The following is a 12,756-nucleotide window of genomic DNA, read 5'->3' on the forward strand; positions in this document are numbered from 1 at the left end:
GCGCCGTTCAGCAAATAACTGCGTGTCCCGAACGGCGCGAATCCTGAGGCCAGTGAGCTCTTTGTGGCGAGGGGGCTTGCCGGCTCCCGCAACCAAACATCAAAAAAGGCTACTCGAAAGAGTGGCCTTTTTTGTATCTGTTGAAAAAGTCCTTTCGCAACAATGATCTGTCACTGTGCAGTGAGCCGTTCGGGATCGCCGGACTGTGAGTTCAGTCCAGGCTGAACCACAGGCAGAACCCTCTACGACTGATAACGCGCCATCGCCCACATCTGGTGAGAGGCGTTAATATTTGTGATTATTTTTTTCCACAGGGATTGGTAACTTGGCTGGATACCTCCATCCTGTCGCGCACAATCCAAGAGGTGATTGATGCGCGCCAACTCGTCTGATCCACAAGACACCGTCACAGCGACACAACCGATCAAAGCCGAGCGCCTGCGCTTGCTGGATCGAATCAGCAAATATCGCCAACCCATCGGTCTGGCGGTCACTTTGCTGTTGTTCGCCATTGCGCTGATTGCCTGTCGTCACCTGCTGAGCGAACTCGATCTGTACGCGCTGCATGACTCAATCCTGGAAGTGCCGAAACCGGCCTTGCTGGGCGCGCTCGCCGCGACTGTCATCGGCTTCATCATTCTGCTGGGTTACGAATGGTCGGCCAGCCGTTATGCCGGCGTGACGCTGGCGCCGCGAATACTGGCATTGGGCGGCTTCACCGCATTTGCCATTGGCAATGCCATCGGCCTTTCGCTGTTGTCGGGAGGCTCGGTTCGCTACCGTTTATATGCACGGCATGGTGTGGGGGCTTCGGAAGTCGCGCACATGACTTTGTTTGCCAGCCTCTCACTCGGCTGCGCCCTTCCGCCCCTGGCCGCCCTCGCCACCCTCAGCAACCTGTCCGCTGCTTCCGTGGCCCTGGGTTTTTCCGAGACATTGCTGGGTGCGATTGCAGTGGCCGTGCTGCTGCTCTCAACAGTACTGGCCATCGGCATCTATCGCCGTCGCTTGCCTGAACAGCCTTATCCCGACAACCTGCTGGTCAAGGTCGGTCGCCGCACCTTGCGCCTGCCGGGTCGCCGCCTGACGTTCCTGCAATTGGTCATCACCGCTCTGGACGTGGCCGCCGCCGCGACGGTGCTCTACCTGTTGCTGCCGGAAGCACCGCCCTTTGGTGCCTTCCTGCTGGTCTATCTATTGGCCCTGGCCGCTGGCGTGCTCAGCCATGTACCGGGTGGTGTCGGGGTGTTCGAAGCGATTTTGCTCGCCGCCTTCGCCGACAAGCTCGGCGCCGCACCACTGGCCGCCGCCCTGTTGCTCTACCGCCTGATCTACGTGGTGTTGCCGCTGCTGGTGGCTTGCGTACTGCTGCTGATCAACGAAGGCCAGCGCCTGTTTCAGACGCGCCAGTCGTTGCGTGCTGCATCTGGCATGGCCGCACCGATTCTGGCGGTGCTGGTGTTCCTGTCCGGCGTGGTGCTGCTGTTTTCCGGCGTGACGCCGGAGATCGATACCCGCCTTGAACACATCGGTTTTCTGATACCACATCGACTGGTCGACGCTTCGCACTTCGGCGCCAGCCTGGTGGGCGTGCTCTGCCTGCTGCTGGCTCAGGGGCTGCGTCGCCGCCTGTCAGCCGCGTGGATGCTGACCACCATTCTGTTGTTGGTCGGCGCCCTGCTCTCACTGCTTAAAGGGTTCGACTGGGAAGAGGCTTGCCTGATGACCCTGACGGCGAGTTTGCTGGGGGTTTTCCGGCGCTCGTTCTATCGCCCCAGCCGCCTGACCGAAGTGCCGTTTTCGCCGCTGTATCTGGTGGCCAGCCTCTGCGTACTCGGCGCATCGATCTGGTTGCTGCTGTTCGCCTATCAGGATGTTCCCTATAGCCATCAACTCTGGTGGCAGTTCACCCTCGACGCCGATGCCCCGCGAGGCCTGCGCTCGCTGCTCGGCGCCGCGGTCCTGCTGGTGGTGGTGTCCCTGACCTGGCTGCTGCGCACCGCGCGCCCGGTGATCCATCTGCCAACACCCGATGAACTGGACCGCGCGGTAAAGATTCTCATGGCCTCGGCCCAACCGGATGGCGGCCTGGCCCTGACCGGTGACAAGGCGCTGCTGTTTCATCCCAACGACGAGGCGTTTCTGATGTACGCCCGCCGTGGCCGCAGCCTGGTGGCGTTGTATGACCCGATCGGCCCGACCCAGCAACGGGCGGAAATGATCTGGCAGTTCCGCGACCTCTGCGATATCCACCACGCCCGCCCTGTGTTCTATCAAGTGCGCGCGGAGAATCTGCCGTATTACATGGACATCGGCCTGACCGCGATCAAGCTCGGCGAAGAAGCCCGGGTTGACCTCAAGCGTTTCGATCTCGAGGCCAAAGGCAAAGAGATGAAGGACCTGCGCTACACCTGGAACCGCGGCACCCGTGACGGCCTGTCACTGGAGATCCATGAGCCGGGGCAAGCGCCGATGGATGAGCTCAAGGTGATTTCGGACGCCTGGCTGACCGGCAAGAACGTGCGCGAGAAAGGCTTCTCGCTCGGGCGTTTCAGTGATGATTACCTCAAGCACTTCCGTGTCGCGGTGATTCGTTTCGAAGGGCGCCCGGTGGCGTTCGCCAACCTGCTCGAGACCTACGGCCATGAACTGGCCAGCCTCGACCTGATGCGCGCGCACCCCGACGCCCCCAAGCTGACCATGGAGTTCATGATGGTCGGCCTGATTCAACATTATAAAAATCATGGATACGCGCGCTTCAGCCTGGGCATGGTGCCGTTGTCGGGGTTGCAACCCCGGCGCGGCGCACCACTGACCCAGCGCTTGGGCTCGATGGTATTCCGCCGTGGTGAGCAGCTGTACAACTTCCAAGGTTTGCGCCGCTTCAAAGACAAGTTCCAGCCCGACTGGGAACCCCGTTATATGGCTGTGCCCGCCGGACTCGATCCGCTGGTTGCCCTGGCCGACACTGCCGCCCTGATTGCAGGCGGCTTGACTGGATTGGTGAAACGCTGATGATTCAACGCTCCCTGCGGTACGTACTGGCCACACTGGTAGTGCTGGCCCTGATTGTCGGTGGCGGTTACTGGTACCTGAAACGCCCGGCACCAGAACCGACCCTCGAACTGCTTACGCCGGCCGATGGCGCCGCGATGACCCGCGTCATCCCCGGCAACACGCCGCGCGCCCAGGTGCTGGTGGCAGTCAATGAAGACCAGAAGCTCAGCGACAAACAATTGCTGACCCTGAGCCGCAGCGGCTCAGCGCAGATCGTCCAGGTGATCCTGCCCAAGGACTGCATCCAGCAAGGTCGCGCCTTGCAAGCAGGCCTCAAGCAACTCAAAGGCCCGGCAACCCTGGTCAGCGGCATCGGCCCTGGCGCCGTGCTGGCGTGGCGCTGGCTGGCCGAACAGAAGGACGACAAGGCCCAGGCCATTTCGGTTGACCTGGCCCTGGAAAAACCCGGCTGCACGCACCTGCTGCCAAAAATTGCCGCTCACGGTCACTGGCTGGTGGCCTGGAACGACAACCCGGACGATACCAGCGCCGGCTTCGTGCGTGACCAGCCCAACGCCGAAACCAGCATCAGCGACTACGACATCAACCTGCCGCAAGTGCTGAACAACGAACTGCGCAAAATCCTCGTCGGCGGCGATAAAGCTGCTGGTGGCCTGCAGATCCCGGTGGTCGAAGTCCCGGCCGGTCAAGCCAAGGACACCGTCACCCTGTTCCTTTCCGGCGACGGCGGCTGGCGCGACCTGGACCGTGATGTAGCCGGCGAAATGGCCAAGATCGGCTACCCGGTGGTCGGCATCGACACCCTGCGCTACTACTGGCAGCACAAGAGCCCGGAACAAAGCGCGCTGGACCTGACCGAACTGATGCAGCACTACCGGCAGAAATGGGGCACCAAGCGCTTCATCCTGACCGGCTACTCGTTCGGCGCCGACGTACTGCCCGCCATCTACAACCGCCTGCCGGAAGCCGAACAACAGCGCGTCGACGCAATCATCCTGCTGGCCTTCGCCCGCACCGGCAGCTTCGAAATCGAAGTCGAAGGCTGGCTCGGCAACGCCGGCAAAGAAGCCGCCACCGGCCCGGAAATGGCCAAGCTACCGCCTGCAAAAGTGGTGTGCATCTACGGTGAAGAAGAAGTCGACGAGAGCGGCTGCACCGACAAGACCGCCGTGGGCGAAGCGATGAAACTGCCTGGCGGCCATCACTTCGACGAGAACTATCCGGCTTTGGCACAGCGGTTGGTGGATGCTATCGAGAAGCGTCAAGCGAAGGAGACGGCGGCTCAGGAGTGAGCTGAGCCGCGCTCACGAAAAAGCCCCCGCTGCCTTATGGTTGCGGGGGCTTTTTTCATTCTCACAGACGCCACAGATCCCTTGTGGGAGCGAGCCTGCTCGCGATGCGGCCGTCACCTTCAACATGTGCGTTGGCTGACACTCCCCAATCGCGAGCAGGCTCGCTCCCACAGGGGATAACCTCTAACTTCAAGAGTTTCGTCGTTAGAGACGGCGCTCTGCCGCGTCGTAAACCTCTTCATCACGCCGCGCACCGACGGCGACGATCAAAACCTGGATCGCCTGTCCATCGACTCGATAAACAATACGCGTGTCACCTGTGCGGATCCGTCTGCAACCTGCAAGACTGGCTCTTAGAGGCTTGCCGCTCTTGTCCGGCTCGCCGTTGATGATCCGCTCTTCGATAACATCAAGAATGCGATTCGCCGCCACAGCTCCCAGCAGATCCAGATCCTTCTGGACCTCCGGATGATAGATAACGCCCCAAACCATCCACAGCTCCTTTAGTCTTTCCTGGCGTACCGCGCCCGCATATCGTCGTGGCTTATGGCCTTGGCCTGATCAAAACCGATCAATCGCTCCCGAGCCGCTGCTTCAACCCGAAGGTCCTCAAGTTCGTCGAGCATTTCCTGATACGCATCGACATTGATAATGACCGCCGCCGGCTGATTATCCTTGAAAATGACCAGCCGCTCAGTGGCTCGGCTGGAAATCTCTTTTAGCCTCGCGCTGAACCCCCTGACCATTGCCGTCACAGAAATCGCTTGGTCAGCACGCTCCAGTAATGCCGTCATACTCACCTCTCTACACATTCATGCAAATTTGAACACACATTTCTACGTAGAGTATCGCGTCGAATTATACATACAGCAAGCTGCAAAAAACGCGAATCTACCAACCTGCGTTTTTCCATGCCTACAAAAAATGAGCCGAACGACTTGTGAATTCTTTCGCCACGTTTAGTTTCGTTTACTTAAGGTATCGCAATATCGGATGACGCCCGCAGACCCTGTAGGCAAACTCCTAATCGTCCTTTTTGGGCTCTTTGATGCCTTGTTGCGCTTTTCTTCGACGGGATACTCTCCGGACGTCGCTGACCTTTCAGCGATCGGGCTTGGAAACCCGTCGGATACTAGCCGCAACAGCGCCCCGTCATGATTGCATGCGTTTTGTGATCATGAGTTATGGCAGCTGTGCGTGGGACGTCCTCGGGCGTGCCGGTTCCTAGTTCCCGGTTTTCCAACCTGCGTACAGCTGTCACCCATTCGCTTGGAAACGAATGTGTCAGCTCCTCGACTAGGATTTTGATATGACTAAAATAGATTCATCCGCGATTTCAGAACTAAAAACCATAGGCTACACCCCACTCATCTACTGCTCGGATCAGGCGCTATTCAACGTCCGCGCCGGCGTCCCCATCGTTGATGCCTTGTCGCAAGCCTCCGACCTGCTGTTCCTCGCCAAATCATTTACCGAGGATGCAGCCTATATAAAAGACACCGACCGCCACGCCTGGGCCGCGCATTACCTGACGGCAATGAGTAAGGCAGTGATTGATGATGTGGTGAAGGTGCTGACACCGCGACCTGCCCGGACAAAGGCTGAATCTGAAGAAGAGCTACCTGAAAGCCAGTAAAGGCGCCAACACCGCAGATCCCTTGTGGGAGCGAGCTGTGGCGAGGGGGCTTGCCCCCGTTTGAGTGCGTAGCACTCACCAAATTTTTGGTACATCAGAGATTTGGGGACTGCTTCGCAGCCCAACGGGGGCAAGCCCCCTCGCCACAGCTCGCTCCCACAGGGGATTGTCAGTGGACTCAAGTCATCGGACACAAAAAAGCCCCCGCTACCTTCATGGCAACGGGGGCTTTTCGTTGTGGCTTACATCTCGACCTGTGTACCCAGCTCAATCACCCGGTTCAACGGCAAATTGAAGAACCGCAGATTACCGTTGGCATTCTTCAACATGAAGGCGAACAACGTCTCGCGCCAGCGGGCCATGCCTTCGAGTTTGGAGGCAATAACCGTCTCGCGGCTGAGGAAGTAGGTAGTGCGCATCGGGCTGAAATTCAGGTCATCCAGATGGCACAGTTTCAAGGCCTCAGGCACGTCCGGCTCGTCGGTAAAGCCGAAGTGCAGGATCACCCGGAAGAACCCTTCGCCATAGGAATCGACCGCGAAACGCCGTTGCGGCGGGACGCGCGGGATGTCTTCGTACACCACTGTCAGCAACACTACTTGCTCGTGCAGCACCTGGTTATGCAGCAGGTTGTGCAACAGCGCGTGAGGCACGGCGTCCGGACGGGCGGAGAGGAACACCGCCGTGCCCTGGACCCGATGCGGCGGTTGCACGCGGATGCTGCTGATGAAGATCGGCAGCGGCAACCCGCCCTCGTCCATTCGCTCCACCAGCAGTTGCTTGCCGCGTTTCCAGGTGGTCATCAACACGAACAGCACGATACCGGCAATCACCGGGAACGCACCGCCCTGAATGATTTTCGGCACGTTGGCGGCGAAGTACAGACCGTCTACCAACAGGAAACCCAGCAACACCGGAACAGCGAGGATCGGTGGCCACTTCCACAGCAGCAGCATCACCGCCGACACCAGGATGGTGGTCATCAGCATCGTGCCAGTCACCGCCACGCCGTAGGCCGAAGCCAACGCGCCGGAGGACTCGAAGCCCAGCACCAGCAGGATCACGCCAACCATCAGCGCCCAATTCACCGCGCCAATGTAGATCTGGCCTTGCTCGGCACTGGACGTGTGCTGGATGTGCATGCGCGGAATGTAGCCGAGCTGGATCGCCTGACGAGTCAGGGAGAACGCACCAGAAATCACCGCCTGAGAGGCAATTACCGTGGCCAGGGTCGACAACCCCACCAACGGAATCAGCGCCCAGCTTGGTGCCAACAAGTAGAAAGGGTTACGGGCGGCTTCCGGATCACCGAGCAGCAACGCGCCCTGACCGAAGTAGTTCAGCACCAAGGCCGGCAGCACCAGAATGAACCAGGCCCGGGCGATCGGCTTGCGACCGAAGTGGCCCATGTCGGCGTACAACGCCTCGGCACCGGTCAATGCCAGCACCACAGCGCCAAGAATCGCGATCCCCATGCCCGGGTGGACCATGAAGAAGCGCACGCCCCACACCGGATTCATCGCCTGCAACACTTCCGGATGCTGACTGATGCCATACACGCCCAGCGCGCCCAGCACCAGAAACCAGGTGACCATGATTGGCCCGAACAGAATGCCGATCCGCGCCGTACCGTGACGCTGAATCAGGAACAATGCCACCAGCACGATCAACGACAGCGGCACCACCCAATGGTCGATGCCCTCGAATGCCAGCCCAAGGCCTTCAATCGCCGAGAGGACGGAAATCGCCGGGGTGATCATGCTGTCGCCATAGAACAGCGCCGCGCCGATCAGCCCGCAGACCACCAGCAAGGTACGCAACTTCGCATGCCCCGCCGCTGCCCGCCGCGCCAGCGCGGTCAAGGCCATGATTCCGCCCTCACCCTGGTTGTCGGCACGCAGCACGAACATCATGTATTTGATCGAGACGACCCAGATCAGCGACCAGAAGATCAGCGCCAGAATGCCCAGCACGCCGTCATGGTTGACCGGCACGCCATAGCCACCGGAAAACACTTCTTTGAGGGTGTACAGCGGGCTCGTGCCGATATCGCCATAAACTACCCCGACTGCTGCGACCAGCATGCCGATCGGCTTCGCCGCCGAATGCTCGCTGGCCGCCACCTGACTACTTGCCTGCCCCATCCAAAAACTCCTACTGCTCAGACTCGGACTTCTTATAAAAAGCACTATGCTTTGTGGCGCAGCATGCGCTGTTTTACGTGTTGTTACAGACGTTTTATTGACTATAGAAAATCGGTAAAGCGTAACGGCGCGAAGCATAGCGCAGCACTCGTCGTATTTCCCTGCATAAAGCTGGTCAAGTGCGCCTCTCATCGCTAGAATTGCGCACTTTTTGACCAGAGACGCAACATAGCGTCCGTCTGTCGCCTTGCCGACTTCGGCTGGAGGCGTCCCAAATACCGAGGTTAGACATGTCCACCACTCCTGCGCCGGCCAATCCAAAGGTTGGCTTCGTATCCCTGGGTTGCCCGAAAGCACTGGTCGACTCCGAGCGCATCCTTACCCAGCTGCGCATGGAAGGCTATGACGTTGTGTCCACCTATCAGGACGCCGATGTCGTGGTGGTCAACACCTGCGGCTTCATCGACTCGGCCAAGGCAGAGTCTTTGGAAGTGATCGGCGAAGCCATCAAGGAAAACGGCAAGGTCATCGTGACCGGCTGCATGGGCGTCGAAGAAGGCAACATCCGCAACGTACACCCAAGCGTGCTGGCCGTGACCGGTCCGCAGCAGTACGAGCAAGTGGTCAACGCCGTGCACGACGCCGTGCCGCCGCGCCAGGATCACAACCCGCTGATTGACCTGGTGCCGCCGCAAGGCATTAAGCTGACCCCGCGCCACTACGCCTACCTGAAGATTTCCGAAGGCTGCAACCACAGCTGCAGCTTCTGCATCATCCCGTCGATGCGCGGCAAACTGGTCAGTCGCCCGGTCGGCGACGTGCTTGACGAGGCTCAGCGCCTGGTCAAGGCCGGCGTCAAAGAGCTGTTGGTGATCTCGCAAGACACCAGTGCCTACGGCGTCGATGTGAAATACCGCACCGGCTTCTGGAACGGCGCGCCGGTGAAAACCCGCATGACCGAACTCTGCGAAGCCCTGAGCACCCTCGGTGTCTGGGTGCGTCTGCACTACGTTTACCCGTACCCGCACGTCGACGAGCTGATCCCGCTGATGGCCGCCGGGAAAATCCTGCCGTACCTGGACATCCCGTTCCAGCACGCCAGCCCGAAAGTCCTGAAAGCCATGAAACGCCCGGCCTTCGAAGACAAGACCCTGGCGCGGATCAAGAACTGGCGCGAAATCTGCCCGGACCTGATTATCCGTTCGACCTTCATCGTCGGCTTCCCTGGCGAAACCGAAGAAGACTTCCAGTACCTGCTGAACTGGCTGACCGAAGCCCAGCTGGACCGCGTTGGCTGCTTCCAGTACTCGCCGGTCGAAGGTGCACCGGCCAACCTGCTGGACGCGGCCATTGTGCCGGACGACGTCAAGCAAGACCGTTGGGACCGCTTCATGGCGCACCAGCAGGCCATCAGCTCGGCGCGCCTGCAAATGCGCATCGGCCGTGAAATCGAAGTGCTGGTCGATGAAGTCGACGAGCAAGGCGCGGTCGGCCGCTGCTTCTTCGATGCCCCGGAGATCGACGGCAACGTGTTCATCGACAACGGCAGCAACTTGAAACCAGGCGACAAAGTCTGGTGCAAAGTGACCGACGCCGACGAATACGACCTGTGGGCTGAACAGATCTAAACGCAAAAAATGTAAAAAGCCCCGCTCTCTTGACGAGATGCGGGGCTTTTTTACGTCTATCGTTTTGTGAGAGAAAGAACTCCACGGAAGAGAGGCCAGCGGGCATGCGCCAACACTCGGTCATTCACACACCGAAACAGAGCGACTACGAAGAACTCACCCAAGTGTGGGAAGCCTCGGTGCGCGCCACCCATGACTTTCTGCCCGACAGCTACATCGACCTGCTGAAGAATCTGGTGCTGACCCGCTACCTCGACGCGGTGATGCTGATCTGTACCAAAGACTCACGCCAGCGCATCACCGGGTTCGCCGGCGTGGCGGCGGGCAAGGTCGAAATGCTCTTCATCGACCCGGCGCATCGTGGCAAAGGCCTGGGCAAGCAATTGCTGCGCTATGCCCTGGAACACCTGAACGCCGATGAGCTGGACGTCAACGAGCAAAATCCGCAGGCCTTGGGGTTTTACTTCAAGCAGGGTTTTGAGGTGATCGGTCGCTCCGAGCACGACGGTATGGGTCAGCCGTATCCGTTGCTGCACATGCGCTTACGTCAATCTCAACAACTGACGCGTAATGGCTGACACACCATAGAACAAATGTGGGAACTGGCTTGCCTGCGATTGCATCACCTCGGTGCAACTGACATACCGCGTCGTCTGCATCGCAGGCAAGCCAACTCCCACAAAAAACGATACTGCGCAAATGGAGCCGGGATTAACCGGCGCCCAGCAGGTACAATGCCCACCCTTTTTTTGTTACGGCCCTGTCATGACTGACCCGATTCGTCTCTCCAAACGCCTCATCGAACTCGTCGGCTGTTCCCGTCGGGAGGCTGAGCTGTTCATCGAGGGCGGCTGGGTCACCGTGGACGGCGAAGTCATCGACGAGCCGCAGTTCAAGGTCGACACCCAAAAAGTCGAGCTCGACCCAGAGGCCAAGGCCACTGCGCCGGAGCCGGTGACCATTCTGTTCAACGTCCCTGCGGGCATGGACGCGGAAACGGCCATGGCGACCATCAGCGCCGAGACCCTGAGCGAAGAACACCGCTACGGCAAACGCCCGCTCAAGGGCCACTTCCTGCGCCTGACCGCCAGTACCGATCTGCAGGCCAATGCCAGCGGTCTGCTGGTGTTCACCCAGGACTGGAAGATCCTGCGCAAACTCACTGCCGACTCCGCCAAAATCGAGCAGGAATACGTGGTGGAAGTTGAAGGCGACATGGTGGCTCACGGCCTCAACCGCCTGAACCACGGCCTGACCTACAAGGGCAAGGAACTACCGCAGGTCAAAGCCAGCTGGCAGAACGAAAACCGTCTGCGTTTTGCGATGAAGAACCCACAACCGGGCGTGATCGCCCTGTTTTGCCAGGCCGTGGGCCTGAAGGTCGTCGCCATCCGCCGCATCCGCATCGGCGGCGTGTCCATCGGCAAAGTGCCGTTGGGGCAATGGCGCTACCTGTCCGGCAAAGAGAAGTTCTAAGACTTTTCACGCCGCCATACATTTCGGCGCCGCGGCTTATGCGACGCCCACTGCTGAATATCAGGACTGCACACCATGATTCATAACGACGTACTGCGCAGCGTGCGCTACATGCTCGACATCAGCGACAAGAAAGTCATCGAGATCATCAAGCTCGGCGGCATGGACGTGTCCATGGAAGACCTGCTGACGTACCTCGACAAGAAAGAGGAAGACGAGGAAGGCTTCGTACGCTGCCCGGACGAGGTCATGGCGCATTTCCTCGATGGCCTGGTGATCTTCAAGCGCGGCAAGGACGAAAGCCGTCCGCCACAGCCGATCGAAGTGCCGGTGACCAACAACATCATCCTGAAAAAACTGCGCGTAGCCTTTGAACTGAAAGAAGACGACATGCACGCGATCCTCAAGGCCGCCGAGTTCCCGGTGTCCAAGCCTGAGCTGAGCGCGCTGTTCCGCAAGTTCGGCCACACCAACTACCGCACCTGCGGCGACCAGTTGCTGCGCAATTTCCTCAAGGGTCTGACCCTGCGCGTTCGCCCGCAGTAACGTGCGGGACGGATCTGATCTGTGAACGCTGTGTAGGAGCTCGACAGCTCCTACACAGCTCCTACAGGGCTATATGGCCGCTCATTCCTCGCAAAAATAGTGGCTCCGCTTCTGGCGGCTGACGGCTAGGGTGTACTGACCCTTTGCCCTCAGGACTCGCCCTATGCACCCGTATTTTTCTCTCGCAAGCCGCACCGCTCTGGTGACCGGCGGCACCCGCGGTATCGGCAAAATGATCGCCAAGGCCTACGTCGAGGCCGGCGCCACCGTTTACGTGTGTGCCCGTGATGCCGACGCCTGTCAGCAAACTGCCAACGAACTGAGTGCCTTCGGGGTTTGTCACGCGGTAGCTGCCAACCTGGCCCACGAAGAAGGCGTCCAGCAATTGGCTGCTCACCTGAGTGAACAGATCGGTCAGCTGGACATTCTGGTGAACAACGCCGGCACCACCTGGGGCGCGCCGCTGGAGAGTTACCCGGTCAAGGGCTGGGAAAAGGTCATGCAGCTCAACGTGACCTCGGTGTTCAACTGCATCCAGCAATTTCTGCCGCTGCTGCGCAAGGCCGGTTCGGCGGCGAATCCGGCACGGATCATCAACATTGGTTCGGTCGCCGGGATTTCATCCTTCGGCGAACAGGCGTATGCCTACGGCCCGAGCAAGGCTGCCCTGCATCAACTGTCGCGGATTCTGGCGCGGGAGCTGGTGAGCCAACACATCAACGTCAATGTGATTGCACCGGGACGGTTCCCGAGCAAGATGACGCAGCACATTGGCAATGATGAGCAGGCATTTGCCGAGGACACGGCGCTGATTCCGATGAAGCGTTGGGGGCGGGAGGAAGAGATGGCTGCCTTGGCGATCAGTTTGGCGAGTACGGCAGGCGCGTATATGACTGGGAATATTATTCCTTTGGATGGTGGGTTTAGTCTCTAGATCGGCGGTGAGGCTATCGCGGGCAAGCCACGCTCCCACAGGTTTTATGCCGTACACAAAACTTGTGTTCACTCGAGAACCC

Annotated in this window: 11 protein-coding genes; 8 read left to right on the forward strand and 3 right to left on the reverse strand. The window is 59.6% G+C overall.

Going from position 1 to position 12,756, the window contains the following annotated elements:
- Positions 1-372: 372 nt before the first annotated feature.
- Together mprF and ACQKPC_RS20715 are read left to right on the forward strand one after the other, a co-directional pair.
- Positions 373-3,015 (forward strand): bifunctional lysylphosphatidylglycerol flippase/synthetase MprF, encoded by a 2,643-nt coding sequence (gene mprF / locus ACQKPC_RS20710; protein ID WP_427626088.1) that lies wholly within the window; start codon positions 373-375, stop codon positions 3,013-3,015.
- A complete protein-coding gene (locus ACQKPC_RS20715; RefSeq protein ID WP_427626089.1) occupies positions 3,015-4,310 on the forward strand; it encodes an AcvB/VirJ family lysyl-phosphatidylglycerol hydrolase in 1,296 nt (431 codons plus the stop codon). Before mprF ends, ACQKPC_RS20715 begins: the two co-directional genes overlap by 1 nt.
- A 204-nt stretch (positions 4,311-4,514) precedes the next feature.
- On the opposite strand, the gene ACQKPC_RS20720 is transcribed toward ACQKPC_RS20715, so the two are convergent.
- Both ACQKPC_RS20720 and ACQKPC_RS20725 read right to left on the reverse strand, forming a co-directional pair.
- Positions 4,515-4,802: a type II toxin-antitoxin system RelE family toxin gene (locus tag ACQKPC_RS20720; RefSeq protein WP_123360592.1), complete on the reverse strand. Its 288-nt coding sequence runs from the start codon at positions 4,800-4,802 to the stop codon at positions 4,515-4,517.
- Positions 4,803-4,813: 11 nt separating this feature from the next.
- Positions 4,814-5,104 carry a Phd-YefM gene (locus ACQKPC_RS20725; protein WP_008010129.1) on the reverse strand — a complete coding sequence of 97 codons (291 nt, stop codon included), beginning with the start codon at positions 5,102-5,104 and terminating at the stop codon, positions 4,814-4,816.
- A 515-nt stretch (positions 5,105-5,619) separates the two neighbouring features.
- On the opposite strand from ACQKPC_RS20725, the gene ACQKPC_RS20730 reads away from it, so the two are divergent.
- A complete protein-coding gene (locus ACQKPC_RS20730; protein ID WP_427626090.1) occupies positions 5,620-5,946 on the forward strand; it encodes a DUF3077 domain-containing protein in 327 nt (108 codons plus the stop codon).
- Between the two features lie 242 nt (positions 5,947-6,188).
- Here ACQKPC_RS20730 and ACQKPC_RS20735 read toward each other — a convergent pair whose 3' ends face one another.
- Positions 6,189-8,090, reverse strand: coding sequence for a potassium transporter Kup (locus tag ACQKPC_RS20735; protein ID WP_008072725.1), 1,902 nt, complete (start codon positions 8,088-8,090; stop codon positions 6,189-6,191).
- 290 nt (positions 8,091-8,380) lie between these two features.
- On the opposite strand from ACQKPC_RS20735, the gene rimO reads away from it, so the two are divergent.
- The 5 genes from rimO (at position 8,381) to ACQKPC_RS20760 (ending at position 12,674) form a co-directional block, all read left to right on the forward strand.
- Positions 8,381-9,718: a 30S ribosomal protein S12 methylthiotransferase RimO gene (gene rimO / locus ACQKPC_RS20740; protein ID WP_123499342.1), complete on the forward strand. Its 1,338-nt coding sequence runs from the start codon at positions 8,381-8,383 to the stop codon at positions 9,716-9,718.
- 104 nt (positions 9,719-9,822) lie between these two features.
- Positions 9,823-10,296, forward strand: coding sequence for a GNAT family N-acetyltransferase (locus tag ACQKPC_RS20745; protein ID WP_427626091.1), 474 nt, complete (start codon positions 9,823-9,825; stop codon positions 10,294-10,296).
- A gap of 187 nt (positions 10,297-10,483) precedes the next feature.
- Positions 10,484-11,194 (forward strand): rRNA pseudouridine synthase, encoded by a 711-nt coding sequence (locus tag ACQKPC_RS20750; protein ID WP_427626092.1) that lies wholly within the window; start codon positions 10,484-10,486, stop codon positions 11,192-11,194.
- Positions 11,195-11,269: 75 nt separating this feature from the next.
- Complete coding sequence (locus tag ACQKPC_RS20755; RefSeq protein ID WP_008010137.1) at positions 11,270-11,740, forward strand: DUF1456 family protein; 471 nt, start codon at positions 11,270-11,272, stop codon at positions 11,738-11,740.
- 163 nt (positions 11,741-11,903) lie between these two features.
- Entirely contained in the window at positions 11,904-12,674 is a 771-nt protein-coding gene (locus ACQKPC_RS20760) for an SDR family oxidoreductase (protein WP_427626093.1), read from the forward strand.
- The last annotated feature ends 82 nt before the right edge of the window (positions 12,675-12,756 follow it).

The sequence above is a fragment of the Pseudomonas sp. NPDC089918 genome (genome assembly GCF_050280605.1).
In the GTDB taxonomy this organism is placed as follows: Bacteria; Pseudomonadota; Gammaproteobacteria; order Pseudomonadales; family Pseudomonadaceae; genus Aquipseudomonas.